We start from the raw sequence: 21,395 nt of genomic DNA, 5'->3' as shown, positions 1-21,395 counted from the left end.
GACAGAAACCTCATCTGCACATGCCCTCCAATGTCAGAATACGAAGAAGCCGCTGAGTGAAAGATAAAACCCCGCCAGCAAAATGGCGGGGGCACCGTTCAGCCTCGTCCGCAGCCACACTCCGGTGCACAAATTGAAAGCAGGTCACTGTTATTGAGATGAAGCACTATATCCCCAAAAACGCCAGCAGCGAGTTGGCTGAGCCGGCCGCGCTCAAGGCTCTGAAGGTTCATGAAGTTGACGTTTTCGTAAAGGAAACGGGTGCACTGCCATCCACCGATATGATCGTCGAATTCTACGACGCGTTGAACGATCTGATCGAGGGGCATTCCTATAAAGTAAACATCCGGCGTGTCGCCGTCGAAAGCGCGGGAACACCCTTGTACTGGGCCGGACGGACCGCGATTTTCTGGGGGGATATTCACAAAAACTGGAAACTCTCCTCGCGCGAGCGCAACTGGACCTCGCAGGTGTTTAGCCTGGCACCAAGAACAATTCTGGTCGGTGGCGCCGTTCTGCTGCTGGCGCAGATGGGACGGGCCGACAAGACAGACGCCGCTGTCCATTCAAACTTTGTCGCCGCAGCGCAGGAAAACGGGTTGCGGCAATGCGGAACCGATACACATCTTGCTTCGACAGGTCGCATGCACAGTGCTTCGACCCGGCTCAGTTCACTGCGGCTGATGTCGGAATTCGTGTCGCTTGATCACGGGGCCTACATTGCGGAATCCCTGCGCGACTATATCGGTCTGACCGAGTCGGGACCACAATACCAAAGCCAACTGGCCATCAGGCTTATACAACGGTCGGGCGCAGACCCACTGGTCAGGCAGGCCGTGGACACTATGCTGACCCACATTGAAGAGCCGCTGAAAATCCCTGATATCTCGACCGTACTGGGTACGTCGACCCGGCAGCTTCAGCGAAGGTTTCTGAGCAAAACAGGAACCAAGCTGCTATGCACTTACAGGGCGCTGAGGCTGGAGCGTGCAAACAGCCTGCTGCGCAATACGGACATGTCATTGCGAGAAATATCTGCCGCGACCGGGTTTTCGTCGATCACGTCCCTGGGTCGGTCCTTTCGGACAATGTACAACAACACTCCGGAAAAGGTCCGGGAACAGCGGTTCTCCGGATGCCTGCCTGGACCGGTGAAACAACACAGTTCAGGTGCCACCGCATTGGCCCAGTTTCCGTCCTCGGTCGCTTATTGAACTGACGTCAGCGTTCTAAGCAGAGCGCATGTCAGTAACCGACAAGGTCGCTGGGCTGGAACCCGTTCGCCGGTGACGGTTTTTTTCCAAGGATATTTTTGAGAATATCGTTCATGGTCTTGCGATCATTGTCGAATCCGCCATGGGTGTGACTGTCCGTTATAGATGATGCACGCCCGGCAAAGTGCACTTTGTAGCCCTTCTTCCCGGGAACCTTTTTGCCAAACTTGTCCATGCCCAGGATCGGCATTTCCTTTTGGTCTTCAAATGCATTGGACACGAAATACAGCAGGGATTTCCGATAGGGCCCGACACTGTCATCCTGTTCGCGCTGATCGATCAGGTTATACTGCCAAAGGTTTGTGACACCGCTGGCAACTCCGGCTTTGCGTATTCTGGGGTGATAGCTTTTCTTGAACAGATCAACGGTGCAGGCCGGAGCCATCAGGGAACATGATTCAACCGGGGTGTTGAGCGGGTTCATTTTGTCCATGGCATCCAGCATATGCGCCAGAAGTATCGAGCCCGCGCTGTGACCCACAAAATGGATCTGAAGGGGTTTGGACCGCTGCGCGTTGCCCTTTAGAAGTGCCTTGACAGCTTTACGCCCGCCGCCCCCGGCCCTAAAGCTTTCCCGGGCGTCCCATTTCATGTCGCGCCACACAGCTGTTCCCGGTTTGCGGGCAAAGGATTCCAGGGCGGTATCGAAGAAATCCGACAGGCCGCCGACCCGAGCCTCGGCCCTACTGCGCGACGAAAAGACGACATCTGTGAGCGATTCAAAAAAACCGGTCTCCCACATAAAGTGGATGGGGTAGATTCCGTTGCGCTTGAACACTTCCTTCATTTTCCGGACGCGATTGGCCGAGGCGTTGGCGTTGTTCAGGCCACCATGCGCATAGAATAACAGGTGTTCGTACCCACGCTCAGCCGTTGCGGCTTCGTCGGACAGAAAGTCCGCAGTCTCCTGTATGGTCGTCATCGGTGTCGGGTATTTCCCGGTTTCCCTAAGCTGACCGTCATCGAGATGGATGATGTGTCCGATGATGTCTTCGTGCCGGGGCGCGCGGACTTCCTGTGAACCGAACAGGGTTCGAGATTGCGGTGAAGGATTGCTGATTGTCAGGTCAAAGGCGTCCGGCGTCGGAACCGCCAGGCGCAACACCCAGGCATCCATAATGGTGGCGGACCAGTCTTCATACTTCCACAGGGCAATTCCCGGACGGCCATTGAATCCGCCCCAGTCCTCGCCCCATGAATTCTGGATCAGGAACCCGCGTTCATTATAGCCGACGATGATGAAGGCGTGTCCGCCCTCGCTGAAATATGAGGGTTCGATTTCGCCATCCGCCGGATTTCGCCATCCCCGGTGAATCCGCGCGGACACGTAGATGACGCCAACCTCATTCAAAGCGGCGTGGTAGTCGATAATTTCTGGGCGCATGCGATAATATGCGCCCAGTCCAAGGTTTCGGGCCTCCTTGGCGTGCTCAACAGTCAGATGCCAGCCGGAGTCACCATCCTGGTACGGTGCGGTTTCGTCGCTGCAGACGCCGTTGTGGTAGAACCCTTTCAAGGCCGCACGGATGCTGGACCCTTCGTAGTCTTCCCCGGGCCATTCATCGTTGATCTTGGCCATCTCATACAGCATGCGTGCACTGGCCATCGGGGCCCGTGCGGACGGATCGATCCGTGCGTGGCGCTGCCGGTTCATCAGGGTGATCGCACTGGACAGGGCAAACCCGGTACAAGCCCCTTCCCGTCCCTGATCCCGTATGGGGCTTAGATCGGGATGCGGCGGATCCATCGTCAGGCGAAGCTGTCGCAATGTTGGCTTATATGCTCTGTCCCGCAGGTCAGTCATGTCCCTGTGAGCGTTCAGCACCCGGTTACCAAGCCGCGGGGCCGCAGCAAGCGCTTTTGGCAAGCTGGACTTTCCGCCAGACTTTGACTTCCGCGATTTTGTGGGACGTTTGCTCATGACTTTTCCTCTCAACAAACAAATGAATGCCGGGACAGCGGTAAATACTCGTTATCAATGAGAGAAGTGTAGCCGAGGAGTTGCAGCGCGAAAAGCGTTGCGCTGAAATTGGGCGAATTCAGATGAAGCCACCGATTAACCGAGTGGTTTCCTTGCGGGGTTTCGGCCTGCATTCCAATTTCTGGGGAATGCAGGCCGGATGGTCAAAGGCAATCGGAAAGGGTGGTTGCCAGATTACGAAGAAGTTGAGGATAAAACGATGGACCCGGTTCGATATTTGCGCCGATCGGGTCGCTGACGCCGGTATTGGCCTCGGTCCCGTCCAGAACCGTCTGGACCAGTCTGGGGTCGAACTGAGGTTCGGTCAGGACACAGTCGATGTCCTCCGCACGAATGCGGCCCTGAATCTCGGCGATCCGTGCGGGGCTGGGATCGGAGGCATCAGAAAGCGAAATTGCCCCGGCGGCCGGAAAATCGAAGGCAACTTCGAAATATTGGTAGGCATCATGGAAGACAATGAACTCTTTCCCGCGCGCCGGTTCCAATATCTCGTTGATCTCGGCTTTCAGGGCTTCGATTTCTTCCCGTGCCGCCACAGCGTTCGAGAAATAGGCACTTGCATTGTCCGGATCAGCGGCTGAGAGCTTCCCGGCGATCAGGTTCAGCCAGATTGCCGCGTTCTCGGGTGACAACCAGACATGAGTGTCGTGTGACCCATGATCGTGTTCAGCATGATCATCATGATCGTGGTCGTCATGGTCTTTTTCTTCGGCATGATCGTCATCATGTTCATCATGGTTTTCATGATCATTGTGGTCATCGTGATCGTGATTGTCCGAGTCGGCATGTGCTTCATGGTCATGCGCCTCGAACAACGCGCTCTCGCGAAGCTCCAGTTCGACCGTGCCCTCAGCCTCCATCAGGGATGTCACATCTGCGTTTTCCGAAAGCGTTTCGATTGCCCCTTCCAACCAGGGTGTCAGGTCTTCTCCGACCCAAAACACCAAGTCCGCGTCTTGCAGTGCAGCGGCGTCCGAAGGGCGCAGGGAGTATTCGTGCGGCGAAGCTCCGGGTTGAACAATCAGAACCGGGCTGCCGACACCATCCATTACCCGCGCGACCAGTGAATGCACGGGCGCGATATCAACTGCGACATTCGGTGTATCAGCCCACGCCACACTTCCAAACAAGGTTGCGCTGATGGACAGGGAAAGAAGCTTTCTGGACATGGGGTTCCCTATGTGATTTTATAACATTAATCGCTCAATTATACGATATGTAATAACATGACAAGTGACTTGCAGAACCGCGAGGAAGCCGTCAGCGTCGGGTTCGAACAGCATGACCATTCGGCCTGCGTTACCGACGCGATTGCGTCGGCAGATGCGCGTTGCGAGAAAGAGAACCTTCGCTTTACACCCGTTCGACGCAAGGTGTTGCAAGTGCTGCTGGAAGACCACAAGGCGCTTGGCGCCTATGCGATCCTTGAAAGGCTGCGCGAGGCGGGTTTCGGATCTCAACCACCGGTCGCGTATCGTGCGCTGGATTTTCTGGTTGAGCATGGATTCGTTCACAAAATCGAACGACTGAACGCGTTCGTTGCCTGCGCCCATCCCGGCGAAGCGCACGCCCCTGCCTTCATGATCTGCCGAAACTGCGAAATAGTCGCCGAGGCACAATCTACCCCCGAAAAAGGGGCATTGGGAGAAGCTGCCAAGACATCCGGATTCCGGATCGAACGAACCATCATCGAAGTAGAAGGCCTGTGCCCGACCTGCGTTGGGAAAGAAAATTCATGAGTCTGGCAACCATTGAAGGCCTCAGCATCCGCTACGGCGCAAAAACCGTGCTGCGCGATGTGAACCTGTCGATAAATCCGGGTGAGATCGTCACGATAGTCGGGCCAAACGGATCTGGAAAGACAAGCCTGCTGCGGTCCCTGATCGGGGCGACGCGTGCTTCGACTGGCCGTGTACGGCTGAAACCGGGCCTGAGGCTGGGTTATGTGCCGCAGCGGCTGCATATCGATCCTACGCTTCCGATCACGGTGGAACGGTTCATGCGTCTTCCGGGCGCCGTTGATCGATCGGCCTGCAGACAAGCGTTGAAACGTGCGGGCGTTCCCGATCTTTCCGGGCAGCAAATGTCGCAACTGTCCGGTGGGCAGTTCCAGCGCGTCCTGCTGGCGCGGGCTTTGCTGAATCAGCCCGAGTTGCTGTTGCTGGACGAGGCGACTCAGGGGCTCGATCAACCGGGTTCTGCAGCGTTTTATCAACAGATCGAAGCCACCCGTGCCGAGACCGGATGCGCCGTACTGATGATCAGCCACGATCTACACGTGGTCATGAGCGCCTCGGACCGTGTCATATGCCTGAACGGCCACGTCTGTTGCGAAGGTACGCCTGCAACGGTGGCAACCGCGCCGGAATACCGGGCCCTGTTCGGTTCGGGGACAGGTGGTGCACTGGCACTGTATCGCCATGACCACGACCATGGTCATGATCACGCTTCGAAGGAGGCTGCCGAGTAATGCTGGATGATTTTTTGACGCGCGCCACGCTGGCCGGGGTTGGTGTAGCGTGCGCAGCGGCACCTTTGGGTTCTTTTGTGGTCTGGCGGCGCATGGCCTATTTCGGCGATGCAACCGCCCATGCCGCAATTCTGGGGGTTGCCTTGTCCCTTTCTTTTCAGGTGTCGATCTTTGCAGGCGCGACTGCCGTTGCGCTTCTACTGGCGCTGACTGTGACGTTCCTGTCCGGGCGCGGATACACGATGGACACCTTGTTGGGGGTACTGGCCCATTCCGCACTTGCCTTCGGTCTGGTCGCAGTTTCGTTTCTGTCAGGGGTGCGAATAGACCTGATGGCCTATCTGTTTGGCGATATTCTGGCCGTATCACGCGGTGATCTGGCTGTGATCTGGGGCGGTGCGGCGCTGGTTGTTCTGTTGATTTCGTGGCGCTGGTCGGCATTACTGACGGCGACCCTCAACACCGATCTGGCTTACGCAAGCGGTATTGACCCAAGGCGAGAGCAGTTGTTTCTGACACTGGCGCTGGCTGTCACGGTTGCAGTTGCCATCAAGGTTGTTGGCGTGTTGCTTATCGGCGCAATGCTGATCATCCCTTCGGCAGCAGCCCGGCCTCTGGCCCGTACGCCTGAAAGCATGGCGGTGATAGCTGCCGTGATCGGCACCTTATCGGTTATTGGGGGGCTACGCGCTGCCCTGGAATTCGATACGCCTGCCGGGCCAACAATCGTTTGTGTGGCTGCCTTGCTCTTCGCGGCAACAAGCGTGACGAACATGGTGAACAGGGCAAACTAGCCTCGGTTCATACACTGTCAAAACGTCATGTGGGTGGCAGGATATGAACGGAAAGTGGGCTTTCCGGGCGTATATCAGCGCATAACCTCACGTCCTCCGGGAATTTCGTTGCCCAAATTTTGCCGCATTGTTAGAAATGTGCAAAAGGGGTGCAAAGCCCGGAGGCAAAAATCGAGCAGAAAGTCAAAAAATCGCGGCGTTTGGTGCCGGAATCCCTGGTAGGGAAACGTGAGGGCCTGTTTTTTCTTTGGGCAGAGCTTGAGCGGGCACGTATCCGGGCGGCAAGGGCGCAGGAAGCCGCCCCTCAACAGGCCAAAGCGAATGGCATCAGCACAGGCAAAGCTCAGGCGTTTCATCCGTTCCACGTGGATGAATTCATTTTCTTCTAAAGCCTGAATTTCGCCTTCGAAAGCATCTAGCCCGCCATAGTTAGGCGGGCTGCAAGTGCACCAGCGTTTCGCTAAATAACTATTTGATCTGTTCTGTGCCGTGCCAGATCAGGCAGCGCCGCGCTGCATCTCGGGGAACCCCGCTGCCAGACTTTCCTCTGAAGCTTCGAATACGCCACGTTCGGTGATCAGCCCCGTGACAAGCCGCGCGGGTGTGACGTCGAACGCAAAATCCATGCCTTCTGTTCCGTCAGGTGTCACCTGCACCGAAGAAATCTCGTTCGCATCGTCCCTGCCCCAGATATGCGTAACTTCGCGCGGATCGCGCTTCTCGATCGGGATTTCGCGAACGCCGTCACTGACCGTCCAGTCAATGGTCGGCGACGGCAGAGCCACATAGAAAGGCACATTGTTGTCATGGGCGGCCAACGCCTTGAGATAGGTTCCGATTTTGTTGCAGACATCGCCGCGGCGGGTGGTCCGGTCGGTGCCGACAATGACCATGTCGACCTGCCCGTGCTGCATCAGGTGCCCGCCTGCGTTGTCGACAATATAGGTGTGCGGCACGCCGTGGTTGCCCAGTTCCCATGATGTCAGTGCACCCTGGTTGCGCGGCCGGGTTTCATCGGCCCACACATGGATGGGAATACCCGCATCAAAGGCGTGATACATCGGGCTGGTGGCGGTGCCCCAATCGACCGTCGCCAACCAGCCGGCGTTGCAGTGGGTCAGCAGGCGGACCGGTTCGCCTTCGGGCTTCTTCGCTGCAATGTCACGGATCAGTTCAAGTCCGTGGACACCGATCATCCGATTGATCTCGACATCTTCGTCCGCAATGTCATGGGCCAGTTGCAATGCCGCTTCCGCCCTGTCAGACGGGGCCAGCTGACGCATAGCCGTGCGGCACCGGTCCAACGCCCACCGAAGGTTGATCGCGGTCGGTCGTGTGGCGTGCAGCGTTTCCCAGGCCTGATCCATTGCCGCATCCGATGGGTCCAGCCGCATTTGCAGCGCCATGCCGTAGGCGGCGGTCGCTCCGATCAAAGGCGCGCCACGCACGCTCATTTCCACGATTGCAGTGCAAAAGGCATCCATGGTGTCGACAGGCCGGATCACCAGCTTGTGCGGCAGCCATCGCTGATCAATGATCTCCAGCACATCCTTTTCTGTGTTGAACCAGAGCGAGCGGTAATGCTTGCCGTCAATTTTCATGATGCAGACCTTCCCTTGAATTAGACCGCAACGGCGCACACAGCCAGCGCCACTGTCTTTCGGTTTTGTTGTTCAATACTCTAATGATATTCAAATTCTTTGCCACAATCCAAGTTCGCTGCGCTTGGACGAGGGCGCCGGTGTCATCGGTTGGTCCTGCGGCGGGCGTGCAGAACTCCGGCTTCGCGGATGATATCGGCAACCATATGTTCGCGTCGATAAGCCATGACATGCGCCCCCGCGACGCCCCTGATCTGCTGTACCTGCTGCAGCAGTTCAATGCAGATCCTTTTGCCTTCCTCGCTGGGATTGTCCGCTTTTTCAAGCCGTTCGATGACCGCGTCCGGGATATGAATCCCGGGCACGTTGTTGCGCATCCAGCGGGCCGCTCGGGCCGATGCTAGCGGGCCGACCCCCGCCAGAATGAACACTTTCTTGTCCAACCCTTCGTCCCGGACACGAGACATGAAAGATTCGAACAACGGCATGTCGAAAATGTAGTTGGTCTGGATGAAATCCGCCCCGGCAGTGATCTTTTTGGCCAATCGGTTTGGACGCCATTCATACGGGGGAATACATGGGTTCTCGGCTGCGCCCAGAAACATCTGCGGCGGCGCGGTTATTTTGCGCCCCGACAGAAATGTTCCGTTGTCCCGCATCGAGCGGATGGTGCGCAGCAACGTCAGCGAATCAAAGTCAAAAACAGGTTTCGCGCCGGGCTGATCCCCTGCACCGACCCCGTCGCCCGTCAGGCAGAGGACGTTGCTGACACCAAGCGCGGCAGCGCCCAGCACATCGCCCTGAATTGCGATACGGTTACGATCACGGCAGGATATCTGATAGACGGGCGAGTACCCGGCCCGTGTCAGCAACGCGGATATGCCGATCGAGGACATGTGGCAGTTGGCACCCGAAGCATCCGTTGCGTTGATGGCGTCGGCAACCTCGCTGAGCGGCTGGGCGGCATCGTAGACATCGGACGGATCGGCGCTGTCAGGAGGGTTCAATTCGGCCGTGACGGCAAACCGGCCAGACCGCAGGACTTTTTCCAGACGACTGTGTGAGACAAATCCTTCCGGAAGTGCGGAACGGGATGAATGAGTGTCCAGCGCTTCGATATGACCAGTCATTTCTTACCGCTCCCGATATTTTCGGGTTCCTGCGCCAAAGGTGCGGCAACCGGCTCCATCGACCGGGCCTCGGGGAAGGACTGCGCCAGGGCTTGTTTGGCCAGGTCACGTTGATCCCGCGCACGCATTGCTTTTTCCCGACTGACCCGCAGCCACGAAGACGTCCCCTGCAAGGTGTGCTCGACCGGAGGCAAAACCTCATTGATCTGTGCCGCACCGCTGCTCATCCGGCTCGCCCCGCTCCAGGCCAATGCCCAGACGCATTTCATGTCCGGTTTCACTTCGCAGTATTCGCCGGGCCGAACCCCGCCGCAGGGGCCGTTGCGCAACTGTTTCGGGCAATTCATGGGGCACGACATACCGGTCGATGACAAAACGCATTGACCGCACATGCGGCAATCAAACAGCAGCGATTTCACACCCCGTTCAACCAGCGCAACAGGTTTTTCCACCCGGTGATATCCGATCCGGTCGAACAGCGGGTCAAGCGCAACCATCGCCCTTTCCACGTACTTGTAAATTTTTTCAAATGTACCCGAATGCCGGACCGAAAATAGACGAAGGCGATACATGTTCCTGGCCCTCCTGCGGAAGCCGGCGGGTCAGATAGCGGAATGCCCACCGAGCCCGATAAACCCCTCTGACTTAACGGTTCCTGCTTGGGGAAGCCAAGTCAAGCCAAACGTGGGTTTTTGCCCCACTCGCTGATCAACCGAACGACCATTCATCTGCCCGAAACGGGCCTTCGCTCGCGACACAGATACTGTCAGAAAGCATTGGCCGCTTTGGCAAGAAACTCACACAAAGCGTGGTCGTGTGCATTTGCGATATGCAGGCGAAACCGGGTTTCCGATTGAACGCGGTAAAGAATGACCTCGAACCCGAAAAATCGACGGACCGCGCTTTTGGATGGCTGATCAAGCCGAATTTCGGTTCCGCGCTGTAGCAAATCCATCGCCCCCGGCCCACTCAGGGCAAAAACCGAATAGGCGTGCGAAACGTCAGAAACAGCCATGTTCTGTTCTTCGTGCCAGCCTTCCTGTCGGTCTGGTCCGTTGACCTCAAGCAATCTGTCGCGACGCAGGGCGATGGTGTAGACGTCATCTGCCACGACATCAGGCCAGCCGGTGCACGGTGGCACCGATCGCGATGCAAGGTCGGGGCCGGACATCAGGGTCTGGCGTTCGAGATGCACTCGGGACATAGCGGTTGACCCCAAATCAATCTCTTGCCCGTATTGCCCAGCGGGGGCCCATTTATTCCGGTCGTCACGCATTCAGACGCTCCCCTTCCGGGTCGTAGAAGCAAGGCGCGCACAACGTCGCCTTGCGTCGCTGGCCGTCGTGCCAGATGTCGATCATTTCGCCTGTTCGTTCTGCGCCGCTTTCCATCAACCCCAATGCAATCGGCGCGCCGACACTGGGGCTGTCATAGCTTGATGTTACGTAACCCAGCGAGCGGGGTGGTGTGTCACCAGTCACCATATGCGCGCCGGTCGGAATGGCCGGTTCGCCCGCCGGAACGGTCAGGCCGACCAGTGTCTTGCGGTCCAAACGGTTGGCCGTGGCGGTGTGAAGGCTGCGGTCCCCGACAAACGGGGTTTTCTTCTTTCCCCGGGGGATGGAATAACCCAGATCGTGTGGCATGGTCTCTCCATCCGTGTCCTTGCCGATCATGATATAGCCTTTTTCGGCACGCAGGACCGAAATTGCCTCGATGCCGACAGGGGCGGCGCCGAAAGGCGCAGCCGCTTTAACTGCGGCCTGCCACAGGCTTCGCCCAGACGATGCAGGGACCGAGATTTCATAGCTGAGGTCGCCGGTAAAACTGACACGTGACACCCGAACAGAGGCGTCATTGAAGCTCCCTTCGCGAAAGGTCATGTGCGGGAACGCCTGAGCGGACAGATCAATACCCAGATCGAGAACCATCAGGATTTCCCGGGCTTTGGGCCCGGTGACCGTAACCGTGACATATTGATGGGTCAGGTCGTGCACAAAAATACGATCGGGGTCGTTGCCATCCTGACGCCAGGATTCCAGGTGCATGCGCACGCTGTCCACGTGGCTGGACGAGCAGGAAATCACAAACCGGTTCTGATCCAACCGCGAGATCACCCCGTCATCATAGACGATGCCGCCTTCGGTCAGCATGAACCCGTAACGGATTGCACCGGGTTTGAGTGTTTTGATGGTATTATAAAAGATGAAATTCACAAAGGCTTCGGCATCCGGGCCCATCACCTCAATCTTACCCAAGGGAGAGCCATCGAGAATGCCCGCGCTCTCGCGTGTGCGCACTGCCTCGGCCCGGATCAACTGTTCCGGCGTTCCGTTGCCGTACCATCCCGGGCGTAGCCACCCGCCATATTCACAAAGCGCCGCGTCAAGCGCGCGGTGCTGCGGTTCCAGCGGCAAGCGTTTCAGCGGATTACAAAGTTCCTTGGTCCGCGCCCCATGATAGGTCTCGATCGGGACGGGCACAAAGGGGGGGCGGAAAGTTGTGGTGCCAACCTCGGGGATTGGCCGGTCCTGAATGGCCGCCATTGCCGCAAGCCCGGCCATGTTTGATGTCTTGCCCTGATCGGACGCCATCCCAAGTGTCGTGTAGCGTTTCAGATGCTCGACCGAGACGAAGTTTTCGCGGGCGGCAAGCTCCACATCTTTGAGCGTGACATCATGCTGAAAATCGATCCACTGACGCCCATTCGAGCCGGGTGTTGGCCACAACGGTTTAAGGGCAATAGTGGTGTCCGGACGTGTTGTAGTTTCGCCCCGACCGGCCGCACTTGCCTCATCCAGCGCTGCGTTCAGATCGTAGGTGCCGTTGGCCGCGCCGATCGCGATCATCCCGCCAGGGGCGGCGCCAGGCAGGAAGGCCTGCCGCGTGGCGCACCAATCCAGTTTACCCCCAGCGTGCCGCCACAGATGCACCAGCGGCGTCAACCCGCCTGAGCTCAGCACGGTATCGACCGGGTAGGTTCTGTCACCTGCAAAGATTGATTTCAGAGACTTGCCGCCAGAAACTTTGACCGGTCCCGTCGAAGGGTCGATTTCGACGACCCGCGCCCCGGTGTCCTTGAGCTTGGCAATGATCGGATCGGCCAATGAGTGATTGCTGAGAACCGCAACCTCCCGCCCGGCCAGAACACCATACCGCGCAAGATACTCGGCCGCGCCCATTAGCGACATCACGCCCGGCCGGTCATTGTTGGCAAACGTTATCGGCCGGTCCAAAGCCCCGCTGGCCAGAATGACGCGCCCTGCCCTCATCCGCCATAGGCGCGGAGCGGTGCCGAAAGGGCCGTTTTCAACCAGCCCAACCAAACCGTGGTCATAGACCCCAAAAGCTGTGGTCGATGTCAGGATGCGCCCGCCTGCCAACTCGATGGCTATTCTTTGCGATGTAACCCATTCTGCCGGCGCCCCGGATTCAATCGCCTCGAACTGATAGGCGCTGCCGCCGGTTTCCGGATGATCATCGACCAGAACGACGTCCTGCCCGGCCTCAGCGGCAGTGCGGGCAGCGACCAGCCCTGCCGGGCCCGCGCCCACAACCAGCGTGTCGCAATGCGCATGAGTTTTGTCCGAGGAATAGCCATCGAAAACGTCGGTCGACACTGCGCCCAATCCGGCCATTTTCCGGATCGATGGTTCAAACAGATGCCAGTCGGGCCAGATGAAGGTCTTGTAATAGAACCCTGCAGACAACCAACGGTGAAAGAAATCAAGGCCGCCCTTGATGTCGAACTGTGCCGTTGGCCAGGCATTGACCGCGCGGACCTGCATCCCATCCTCAAGAGGCGTGGTTGTGGCCAGGCAATTGGGCAGTTCGCGGCCGTTCAAGGTGACTGTCATGATCGCGTTGGGCTCATCCACCCAGGCGCTCCAGACACCGCGCGGACGATGGTACTTGAAACTGCGCCCCATCACACGCACGCCGCTGGCCATCAGCGCCGAAGCCAGAGTGTCGCCAGCAAATCCCTGATAGGGTTTGCCATCGAATGTGAAATTCAGCGGCCGGGTCCGATCAATCAGCCCGCCCGAAGTAGTACGAAATGACGTCATGGCGCGACCTTTCTGAGAGGGGTCGAGCCAAGGACATCCATCGTCACGCTGTCACGCTCCAACAGGAACACCTCGGCGCAGGTTGTGTGCATCCAGATTTCCCGAACCACTCCCTTATCGTTGCGGTGCATGTGCAGATAGGCGGCCCATTCCGCATTGGAAACCGCGCCGCTGGTATCCGGGCGGGTTTTTCCCGCCTCGGCTGCAAAGTGAAATTCGCGCTCGTCCCGGAGACCGCAAAAGGGACAGGGAAATATCTGCAATTCAACCTCCTAGTGCGGAATGCCAGAGGCCGCGCTTTCATCCACAAGCGCGCCTGTTGCGAAACGGCTGATGTCAAAGGGGCGACTGATCTCGTGATGGCCGCCCGTGGCCATCAGATGTGCCAGCAGATATCCGCCCGCCGGGATCGCCTTGAAGCCGCCGGTACCCCAGCCGCAATTGAGATAGATGCCATCCACGCCCGACGGCCCGATAATCGGAGAACTGTCGGGCGTCACGTCGACGATCCCGGCCCAATGGCGCAGAAGCTTCACCTTGGCCAAGGCCGGCATCATCTCGACCAGCCCGCCCAAAACGACTTCCTGCATCGGCAGGTTGCCGCGTTGACCGTAGGACGGCACTCGGTCCAGCCCACCGCCGACCACCAGCCCGCCCTTGTCGGACTGGCTGACATAAGTTCCCAGTGCCGGGCATAACACGACGGTATCCAGAACCGGTTTCAACGGCTCGGATACAAACGCCTGCAGCGCATAGGAATGGATGGGCAATTTGTACCCGGCAAGTTGCCCCAGAACAGACGAATGCCCCGCCACAGAAGCGCCAATCACGCCCGCGCGCGCTTCACCCAATGACGTCTGCACACCGACGCAACGCCCGGCTTCCATCACAAAGCCTTGCACTTCGCAGTTCTGAATGATGTCCACGCCCAATTGGTCGGCCGCGCGCGCATATCCCCAGGCAACCGCGTCGTGCCGACCGGTTCCGCCACGCGGCTGATTGACACCACCATGAATGGGATAACGCGCATCGTCCCGGAAGTTCAGAACAGGAACCCGCTTGCGGATCTCTTCCCGGCTAAGCAGCTCAGCATCTATGCCATTCAGACGCATGGCGTTGTACTGCCGCGCGGCCATTTCCATATCGTGCTCGGAATGGGCGGTCACAAGCATACCGCGTTGCGAGAACATGACGTTGTAGTTCAGCTCTTTGGACAGGCGTTCGTACAACCGGACCGAAAAATCATAAAGCGCGGCGCTTTCAGGATAAAAGTAGTTGGAGCGGATCGCGGTGGTGTTCCGCCCGGTATTGCCGCCGCCAAGCCAGCCTTTTTCAAGTACGGCGACATTGGTCATCCCGTGGTTTTTGGCAAGGTAGTAGGCGGTTGCCAACCCGTGCCCGCCACCGCCGATGATCACCGCATCATAGGCTGGTTTCAGCGTGGCAGACCGCCAGGCTTTGGCCCAGCCTTTCTGACCGCGCAAACCTTCGCGAAAAACCTGAAATGCCGAATACCGCGTCATTCTTTCTTATCCATTGCCAGTGAATAGGCCACGAAACTCTGAATCAACTCAGCTGAAGGTTCCTTTCCGGTAAAACCATTCAGGAACCCTTCGATCCGGCTTACTCGCACCTCCATGGTTTCGCGCATTTCTGCCGCGTGATATCCGATCTGCATGAAATACAGTATGCGCGCACGCGCATCTGCGTCGCCGGCGTCGTAGCCGTGGCGCGCGTACATTTCGGTTATGGCGGCCAGTCGGGTTTTATCGGCGGCGTCGATCAGAGCATTGACCTGATCGTCGCGGCGCGCCCATTCCCGCACCGCAAAATCCAGCCCCTGATCGAACAGATCCGAGGTCACAAAGCAGCGGAAGAAATTGCAAACCGCAGCACAGATATCTGGCGCGGGTTTTGCGCAGTGGGTTACGATCGTTTGCGTGTTCCGCGCCTCCCACTCCTCCAGAAGCTTTGCCAGAAGATCGGCCCTGTCCTCGAAGTACCAGTAAAAGCTGGACCGCGAGACCCCAAGCCGACGGGCCAGAGACAGTATCTTCAGCTCGGCAACACCTTCGTGAACCAGAACGTCGCGCGACAGGTTCAGCCAGTCTTCGCGGGTGACCTTGATGTTTCCGACCAGCGGGTCCTTTTCCGGGTCATCCCGGTTCAAAATGGGTTGGGCACGCTTGTTCATTCAACTCTCCGGCGGTGCACCGCCTTCCGCCGTGCGCTTTGCGATGAACTGTTTCAGGTTTTCGACCCGTGCACCATCCAAATCGGGTCTTTTGTCTGCAGCAAGAATATCTTTCCAGACCTTGGTCGCCCGCGCCGAGGCGTCAACTGAGCCGCGTTCGCTCCAGGTGCCGAAATTGGCATAGTCGTGCACAATCGGTTCATAGAATTCGGTGTTGTAACGCTCCATTGTCTGCGGCGCGGCAAAGAAGTGTCCACAGGGTTCTACCTGCGACAGTGCAGAATCCAGTCCGATTTCATCGGCCCCCGCCGCGCGCCCGGCGCAAAGTTCGGCCACCATGTTCAGAACCTCGGCGTCGGTGATGAGTTTTTCGTAGGAAACACTGAGCCCACCTTCGAGCCATCCTGCGGAATGAATGATCACCGTTGCACCGGCCATCAGGCACCCCCACAGGCCAAACTGGTTTTCGTTTGCCGCCTGCACGTCGTTCAGATTGGACGCTGAACCGGCAGCGGAACGCCATGGCAAACCTATGAAACGCGCCAGCTGCCCGGCCGCGAGCGAGGCGTGAAAATGCGCAGGTGTCCCAAAGGCGGGCGCCCCGGATTTCATGTCGACATTGGACGTGAACGTGCCGTAGCAGACCGGCGCACCCGGACGGGCCAGCTGGGTCAGCGTGATCGCCGCCAGCGCCTCGGCATGGCTGAGCGTAATCGCCCCGGCCACCGTGATCGGAGCCATCGCCCCCATCAGCGTGAAGGGCGTGACAATCGAAAGTTGCCCGTGTCGGGCAAAATCGATCAGACCCTGCGCCATCGGGATGTCGAGTGTACGGGGACTATTGGTGTTTATGATCGTGTACGCATGAGGCGTGGCAAGGAATTCATCGTCCGACAGACCCCGAAAGTTCCTCAGCATCTCAAAATTGTCCATTGCCTGCGGTGTGCCACGGGAAAACAGGAACGGAAACTTGTCTGACAGCGTCAGTTGAACTTCGGTCGTGAAATAGTGCCGCAGATGGGTCGGCACATCCTGAGGTTCGACCGAGGGTGATAGCATCTGAAACACATCGAAGTGATGGTTGATCTGCGTGTATTCCCTGTAGTCCCGCGCCGAACCCGCACGCCGCCCCCGTTCGAGGTCGGTCGCGTTGGGTGCCCCTGCCCCGGCTTGAAATACAAGGCTGCCAAGCTCCAGTATCACATCCCGGTGTCGCGCCCCCGCGCGGCAGGTGATGGACTTTGGCGCCGTTGCCAGCGCCGCGTCGACCATGTCGCGTCCGATATTCACCATTTCGGTGTCCTCATCGACGCGGGCACCGCCTTTCGCGAAAATAGCCCGGGCCTCGGGCAACAGAACTTTTATGCCCAGCTCTTCCAGCAATCGCAGGGCAGTTGCGTGCATGTTCGCAATCTCATCTGCCGAAAACACGTCCATCGCCGGAAACGGGTTTTTGAGCTGGCGGTAGTTCACATCGCGCGCCGGGGTCCTGACGGTCTCGCCGCCGCGTCCCCTGCGCCTGCCACCCCGGCCGTTGCTTTCTGGGCTCATCGCATCACCCTCTCATCGCCAGGCCTTGGGGATCATAGGGCGATGCGGCAATCACACGCGCCGTTTTTTCAACGCCCACCACGTGGATCTGCAACTCAGTCCCTTCCTCGGCACATTCCCGATCCACCATGGCCATGGCCAGCGATCTCCGTATTGTGTGCCCGTATCCACCCGATGTCACAAAGCCCACGCGCCTGCCATCTTTCCAAACAGGTTCATAACCGCTGGCATCCGCATCCTGGCTGTCGATCTCAACCGTGACGATGACCTGATCCGGTGTGGCCATGCGTTCCGCTTCGGCCGCGGACTTTCCGATGAACAACTTGGACCAGTCAATCCATCGATCCATTCCCGTTTGCGCGGGCGTGTACGCTTGCGTAAACTCAGCCGACCAGATGCCAAAACTCTTTTCCAGCCGCAGTGACAGCAACGCGTTGAAACCAACTTCACGTATGCCCAGATCCGCTCCGGCCTTCAGAAGTGTCTTGCGCAGAGCGATGTGTTCAGCCGCTCGACAGTGGATTTCGTATCCCAGCTCTCCCGCTACTGAAAGCCGGCCGACTTTGGCGCGGATCAGTCCGATATCGAATGTACCGCACCCCATAAACCGAAGGTCGCCGATAGGGCCATCCGTCAGTTTTTCCAGAACCTTGCGGCTGTTTGGCCCAGACAGGCTGAACCCAACAATATCATCGGCAATGTCGCGGATCGTGACACCATCGGTCAGGTAGGTATTGAACCAGCGCATGTGCCATTCGCGCAGGTAGTAGCTGCCCATGATCCACCATGTGCCGTCGCCCCAGTTGAAGACTGTCAGATCACCTTTCAGCTTGCCTTCGGGGGACAGCATTGGGGCCAGTCTTGCCCGTCCGGGCCCAGGCAATTTGCTGGCCATCAGATTGTCCAGCCAGGCTTCTGCATTGGGACCCGAGATTTCGAAACGCGAGAATCCGGAGATGTCCAGCAGCCCAACGGTTTCTCGAACGGCTTTACACTCCTCGGCCACGAGATCGAATGCGTTGGATCGTTTAAGGGTTGGTGTTTCTGCAAAATCCTTGGCGGGGGCGAAGTACAGCGGAACCTCAAGTCCCCAACTGGCGCCCCACTGGCAGCCCGCTTCGGTCATGTCCGAATAGGCAGGCGCCATTTTCAGCGGACGGCCGGCCGGCAATTGTTCGTTCGGATAGGTCATCACAAACCGCCGGGTGTAAAACTGACCGGTGGTTTCCTTGATGTATTGTCTGTTCTCGGCAAATGGCCCGTAGCGCGCGACATCCATGCCAAAGACATCCGCCTCGGACTCACCATGGATCATCCATTCGGCCAGCGACTTCCCGACGCCGCCGCCTTGCAAAAAACCTGCCATCACCGCGCAGGCACACCAGTAGCCGGGCTTGCCGCGTACCGGACCGACCAAGGGGTTGCCGTCCGGTGAAAAGGTAAAGGCGCCGTTCACCCATGTTTTGACGCCCACATGCTGAAGATCCGGGAAACGCTCAAAACCCAGCGTCAGTTCTTTTTCAATCCGATCCGGGTCCTCCTGCTGCAACTCGAAACCGTATTCCCAGGGCGCGCCGTCCATCATCCAGTGTTAGTGATCGATCTCGTAAATGCCCAGCAGGATGCCGTTCTGATCCTGCCGCATGTAAGTAAAGCCCTCGAGATCCACGACCAACGGCAGTTCTCGTTCCAGCTTCTCGACGGCCGGGATCGTGTCGGAGATCAGGTAATGATGGTTCAGCGGCGAGACCGGCAGTTCGATACCGGCCATGTGACCCACCTGCTTGGCCCACAGGCCGGCGGCGTTGACAACATGTTCGGCGTGGATCGTCCCCTTTTCGGTCACGACCTCCCATCCGTCCGGGGACTGATTCAATTCCAGAACCCGGTTGTGTTCTATGACTTCTGCACCGTGCTTCCTGGCCGCGCCCGCATAGGCATGGACCGTGCCGGTGGTGTCGATATATCCTTCGCGCTCGGCCCACATGCCGCCCAGAATCCCGTGATCGGACATGATCGGGCACAGCTCTTTGGCCTCTTTGGGCGACACAAGGCGCACGTCGTCGATGCCGATGGCCTGAAATGTGCGATACGCCGATTGCAACCACTCCCATCTGTCAGGTGTTCCGGCCAGTGTGAGGCCACCAGTCATGTGCATCCCGACGGATTGTCCGGATTCCTTTTCGATCTCGGACAGCAGGTCGATCGTATAGGCCTGCAATGCAGCGATATTGGGGTCCGCATTCAGGGCGTGAAAGCCGCCTGCGGCGTGCCAGCTTGAGCCCGCGGTCAAAATGTTCCGCTCGATCAAACAGACATCTTTCCAGCCGAATTTGGCCAGATGGTACAAAACAGACGCGCCGACAACGCCCCCACCAATAACGACCGCACGATAGTGTGACTTCATCGGCCCATTCCCTTCCCTGAGTGCTTTGGATTCGGACAACAATAGTACTGTTCATAACTGTCCATTCCACAACAGCATCAATAGACAGTTCTGTCTAGTGTTTTCTGCAAGGCACTTTCGGGAATAACCCGCATAAATTCGGATGCGGGCCTAGTAGGATACCTTCAGGGTGTCACCGGTGATCACAAATTTCGGTGAATTGCCATCAATGGCGTTGCCAACGAATTGGGCCACATCCAGTTCAGCCATGTTCGCAGCCTGAAGAACGGGGTACTCAACCCCGTTTTTCGGACCATGACCGCGAGGGAAGGAAAAAACCAATGTTACCGGGGAACGATTTACATTTACGGCCCCGGAAACACTGAGCGTTGTGGGGTTCGGACCAAGCTGGATCTTCAGTATGCCATTGGTCAAATCCAGTTGTCCGATTCCAAGACCGTCATCATGTCCGCTGAGGTCCAGCACGCCATTGCCGATCAACTGAACCGTTGCCGAGCCTCCGGTGGATTTGTCGGAAAACAGGACCTGACCACCATCGCCGCCGCGCGCCCCTGCATAAGCAATCAAAGTGGCGCTGGCTGCGGTGCCCACATCCGTGAACGAGGTATATCCGCCCTCCTGACCCGGTTCATTGCCGCCCAGATTGTGAAAGATCGCAGTTTCTGCGGTCGGTGGAAGATTTGGCGCGCCGGTGCCGTAGGAAGATTCAAATATCGTATAGCCGCCAGCCTGACCGGGGTGGTTCCAGATTGTCGCCTTACCGGCACTGGAAAAGAATTCGTTCGGGGGTTTGATTGAAAAGATCGTATGCCCCGCGCCCGAGCTGCGGTTTACGGCACTTCCGAAATTCACAATGGTTGCGTTGGCGGCTGTGGCATAACCGTAGCGCGCTGTGAATTCGGTATGCCCGCCGCCTCCGGGCCAGTCTTTTGTTGCACCATAGTTGATATAGGTCCCGTCGCCCGCTGATGCGCCGGGATTGTCCATCGCCGGATAGTTGGGGTTGTTGTTGAAACTGGTCACGCCGCCATGCGCACCGTCGATTGTAGCCGGGTAGTTGTTGAACTTTCCCTGCCCGCCTGTCGCGCAGCCGTCAAAAGCGACGTCACCGCCATTGGCCCCATGCCAGTCCGCATCCACTGCGGTGCCGCCAAAATTCAGGTAGGTCGCTTGTCCGGCGGTCGAATAGTCGTAAAACTGCGTGTTGCCGCCATCACCGCCCGGGACAGTGCCACCGTGATTGATGAAAGTGCCCCGATCCGCCGATGCCGCCTGATGAAACACGGCATTGGCAAAGGTATCCCCGTCGCTGCCCAGAGTTCCAAAAATCGAAAAGGTCGCGGTTCCCGCGCGGGCACGTTCGCTGAATTTTACTGTGCCACCAAGACTGCTGTTTCTGTCCGGAGGGGGCACTTTCCCGGTTCTGAGCGTGAAGTACGCGGCCCCGGCATCGGCGTCGTCATGAAAGGCGATCGTGCCGCCCCCGTAGGTCGTTTCCAGCGACGGAGGGCCTGCGTAAAACGTGACCGGCCCCTCGCCTGCGGATGCAGAACCTGTGAACTTCAGCTGAGGTTGGTTGTAGGTTCCAAAGGACGCCACGATGAAGCTTTGGGTATTGAGCGATTGATTGACGATGCCGCGCCCGGTGATCGTCAGCGCGGGCTGCTTGGCAAGATCCCGAATTGTGAATGAATAGGCATCCGACTGTTCCGAAAACTCAAGACACTCGATCTGAGCCATTGAATCAGGAGTGAAGGTTATCGCGGTATGAGAGGATCCTCCGAACTGGGCGTTTGCCATCGGTATCTGATCTGTGTCCCAGTTGTTAGGATCGTTCCACTGATCTGAGGAGGGATTTGCTTTCCAATTTGCGCTCGTCATGACGAATTCCTCTTTGAACAAACAATAGGTCTTGGGCACGCTCCC

General features: G+C 58.0%; 18 protein-coding genes and 1 pseudogene. 5 read left to right on the top strand and 14 right to left on the bottom strand.

Annotation, left to right across the window (positions count from 1 at the left end; translation table 11 throughout):
• The first annotated feature begins 158 nt into the window (after positions 1-158).
• Positions 159-1,214, top strand: a complete 1,056-nt coding sequence (locus ACR0CG_RS18555; RefSeq protein WP_480526753.1) for a helix-turn-helix domain-containing protein — start codon at positions 159-161, stop codon at positions 1,212-1,214.
• Between the two features lie 31 nt (positions 1,215-1,245).
• Here ACR0CG_RS18555 and ACR0CG_RS18550 read toward each other — a convergent pair whose 3' ends face one another.
• Entirely contained in the window at positions 1,246-3,195 is a 1,950-nt protein-coding gene (locus tag ACR0CG_RS18550; RefSeq protein ID WP_480526751.1) for a C1 family peptidase, read from the bottom strand.
• Positions 3,196-3,398: 203 nt separating this feature from the next.
• A complete protein-coding gene (locus ACR0CG_RS18545) occupies positions 3,399-4,424 on the bottom strand; it encodes a zinc ABC transporter substrate-binding protein (RefSeq protein ID WP_480526749.1) in 1,026 nt (341 codons plus the stop codon).
• 57 nt (positions 4,425-4,481) lie between these two features.
• On the opposite strand from ACR0CG_RS18545, the gene ACR0CG_RS18540 reads away from it, so the two are divergent.
• The 4 genes from ACR0CG_RS18540 (at position 4,482) to ACR0CG_RS18525 (ending at position 6,908) form a co-directional block, all read left to right on the top strand.
• A complete protein-coding gene (locus tag ACR0CG_RS18540) occupies positions 4,482-4,994 on the top strand; it encodes a transcriptional repressor (RefSeq protein WP_170613938.1) in 513 nt (170 codons plus the stop codon).
• Positions 4,991-5,725 carry a metal ABC transporter ATP-binding protein gene (locus tag ACR0CG_RS18535; RefSeq protein ID WP_170682418.1) on the top strand — a complete coding sequence of 245 codons (735 nt, stop codon included), beginning with the start codon at positions 4,991-4,993 and terminating at the stop codon, positions 5,723-5,725. Before ACR0CG_RS18540 ends, ACR0CG_RS18535 begins: the two co-directional genes overlap by 4 nt.
• Positions 5,725-6,519 (top strand): metal ABC transporter permease, encoded by a 795-nt coding sequence (locus tag ACR0CG_RS18530; RefSeq protein WP_170613936.1) that lies wholly within the window; start codon positions 5,725-5,727, stop codon positions 6,517-6,519. Before ACR0CG_RS18535 ends, ACR0CG_RS18530 begins: the two co-directional genes overlap by 1 nt.
• A 203-nt stretch (positions 6,520-6,722) precedes the next feature.
• Positions 6,723-6,908, top strand: a complete 186-nt coding sequence (locus ACR0CG_RS18525; RefSeq protein WP_480526746.1) for a hypothetical protein — start codon at positions 6,723-6,725, stop codon at positions 6,906-6,908.
• A gap of 108 nt (positions 6,909-7,016) precedes the next feature.
• On the opposite strand, the gene mtnA is transcribed toward ACR0CG_RS18525, so the two are convergent.
• From mtnA to ACR0CG_RS18465, 12 genes and pseudogenes are all read right to left on the bottom strand, one after another.
• Positions 7,017-8,120 (bottom strand): S-methyl-5-thioribose-1-phosphate isomerase, encoded by a 1,104-nt coding sequence (mtnA, locus tag ACR0CG_RS18520; protein WP_480526744.1) that lies wholly within the window; start codon positions 8,118-8,120, stop codon positions 7,017-7,019.
• 143 nt (positions 8,121-8,263) lie between these two features.
• Positions 8,264-9,250, bottom strand: a complete 987-nt coding sequence (locus ACR0CG_RS18515; RefSeq protein ID WP_170619776.1) for a methylenetetrahydrofolate reductase — start codon at positions 9,248-9,250, stop codon at positions 8,264-8,266.
• The gene (locus ACR0CG_RS18510; protein ID WP_170613933.1) at positions 9,247-9,822 is read right to left on the bottom strand and encodes a methylenetetrahydrofolate reductase C-terminal domain-containing protein; all 576 of its coding nucleotides are present in this window, start codon (positions 9,820-9,822) and stop codon (positions 9,247-9,249) included. Before ACR0CG_RS18510 ends, ACR0CG_RS18515 begins: the two co-directional genes overlap by 4 nt.
• 194 nt (positions 9,823-10,016) lie before the next feature.
• Positions 10,017-10,526, bottom strand: coding sequence for a hypothetical protein (locus tag ACR0CG_RS18505; RefSeq protein ID WP_480526743.1), 510 nt, complete (start codon positions 10,524-10,526; stop codon positions 10,017-10,019).
• Entirely contained in the window at positions 10,519-13,317 is a 2,799-nt protein-coding gene (locus ACR0CG_RS18500) for a 2Fe-2S iron-sulfur cluster-binding protein (protein ID WP_480526741.1), read from the bottom strand. Before ACR0CG_RS18500 ends, ACR0CG_RS18505 begins: the two co-directional genes overlap by 8 nt.
• On the bottom strand, positions 13,314-13,580 hold the full coding sequence (locus ACR0CG_RS18495) for a sarcosine oxidase subunit delta (RefSeq protein WP_480526739.1): 267 nt from the start codon (positions 13,578-13,580) through the stop codon (positions 13,314-13,316). Before ACR0CG_RS18495 ends, ACR0CG_RS18500 begins: the two co-directional genes overlap by 4 nt.
• A 9-nt stretch (positions 13,581-13,589) precedes the next feature.
• On the bottom strand, positions 13,590-14,840 hold the full coding sequence (locus tag ACR0CG_RS18490; RefSeq protein WP_480526738.1) for a sarcosine oxidase subunit beta family protein: 1,251 nt from the start codon (positions 14,838-14,840) through the stop codon (positions 13,590-13,592).
• On the bottom strand, positions 14,837-15,511 hold the full coding sequence (locus ACR0CG_RS18485) for a TetR/AcrR family transcriptional regulator (protein ID WP_480526737.1): 675 nt from the start codon (positions 15,509-15,511) through the stop codon (positions 14,837-14,839). The genes ACR0CG_RS18490 and ACR0CG_RS18485 overlap by 4 nt, the downstream gene beginning before the upstream one ends.
• On the bottom strand, positions 15,512-17,062 hold the full coding sequence (locus ACR0CG_RS18480) for a trimethylamine methyltransferase family protein (RefSeq protein ID WP_480526735.1): 1,551 nt from the start codon (positions 17,060-17,062) through the stop codon (positions 15,512-15,514).
• Positions 17,063-17,066: 4 nt separating this feature from the next.
• Entirely contained in the window at positions 17,067-18,188 is a 1,122-nt protein-coding gene (locus ACR0CG_RS18475; protein WP_480526758.1) for an aminomethyl transferase family protein, read from the bottom strand.
• Positions 18,189-18,218: 30 nt separating this feature from the next.
• Positions 18,219-19,469: pseudogene (locus ACR0CG_RS18470) on the bottom strand (FAD-dependent oxidoreductase); the annotation flags it as partial.
• A 150-nt stretch (positions 19,470-19,619) separates the two neighbouring features.
• A complete protein-coding gene (locus ACR0CG_RS18465; RefSeq protein ID WP_480526734.1) occupies positions 19,620-21,350 on the bottom strand; it encodes a hypothetical protein in 1,731 nt (576 codons plus the stop codon).
• Positions 21,351-21,395 lie beyond the last annotated feature (45 nt).

The organism is Ruegeria sp. AB8, from assembly GCF_056542605.1.
This window is presented reverse-complemented; position numbering and strand designations above follow the sequence as displayed.

Bases quoted from the DNA above. Each gene is read 5' to 3' on its own strand.
- ACR0CG_RS18555 (WP_480526753.1), top strand. From the start codon at position 159: ATGAAGCACTATATCCCCAAAAACGCCAGCAGCGAGTTGGCTGAGCCG.
- ACR0CG_RS18550 (WP_480526751.1), bottom strand. From the start codon at position 3,195: ATGAGCAAACGTCCCACAAAATCGCGGAAGTCAAAGTCTGGCGGAAAG.
- ACR0CG_RS18545 (WP_480526749.1), bottom strand. From the start codon at position 4,424: ATGTCCAGAAAGCTTCTTTCCCTGTCCATCAGCGCAACCTTGTTTGGA.
- ACR0CG_RS18540 (WP_170613938.1), top strand. From the start codon at position 4,482: ATGACAAGTGACTTGCAGAACCGCGAGGAAGCCGTCAGCGTCGGGTTC.
- ACR0CG_RS18535 (WP_170682418.1), top strand. From the start codon at position 4,991: ATGAGTCTGGCAACCATTGAAGGCCTCAGCATCCGCTACGGCGCAAAA.
- ACR0CG_RS18530 (WP_170613936.1), top strand. From the start codon at position 5,725: ATGCTGGATGATTTTTTGACGCGCGCCACGCTGGCCGGGGTTGGTGTA.
- mtnA (WP_480526744.1), bottom strand. From the start codon at position 8,120: ATGAAAATTGACGGCAAGCATTACCGCTCGCTCTGGTTCAACACAGAA.
- ACR0CG_RS18515 (WP_170619776.1), bottom strand. From the start codon at position 9,250: ATGACTGGTCATATCGAAGCGCTGGACACTCATTCATCCCGTTCCGCA.
- ACR0CG_RS18510 (WP_170613933.1), bottom strand. From the start codon at position 9,822: ATGTATCGCCTTCGTCTATTTTCGGTCCGGCATTCGGGTACATTTGAA.
- ACR0CG_RS18505 (WP_480526743.1), bottom strand. From the start codon at position 10,526: ATGCGTGACGACCGGAATAAATGGGCCCCCGCTGGGCAATACGGGCAA.
- ACR0CG_RS18500 (WP_480526741.1), bottom strand. From the start codon at position 13,317: ATGACGTCATTTCGTACTACTTCGGGCGGGCTGATTGATCGGACCCGG.
- ACR0CG_RS18490 (WP_480526738.1), bottom strand. From the start codon at position 14,840: ATGACGCGGTATTCGGCATTTCAGGTTTTTCGCGAAGGTTTGCGCGGT.
- ACR0CG_RS18485 (WP_480526737.1), bottom strand. From the start codon at position 15,511: ATGAACAAGCGTGCCCAACCCATTTTGAACCGGGATGACCCGGAAAAG.
- ACR0CG_RS18480 (WP_480526735.1), bottom strand. From the start codon at position 17,062: ATGAGCCCAGAAAGCAACGGCCGGGGTGGCAGGCGCAGGGGACGCGGC.
- ACR0CG_RS18475 (WP_480526758.1), bottom strand. From the start codon at position 18,188: ATGACCGAAGCGGGCTGCCAGTGGGGCGCCAGTTGGGGACTTGAGGTT.
- ACR0CG_RS18465 (WP_480526734.1), bottom strand. From the start codon at position 21,350: ATGACGAGCGCAAATTGGAAAGCAAATCCCTCCTCAGATCAGTGGAAC.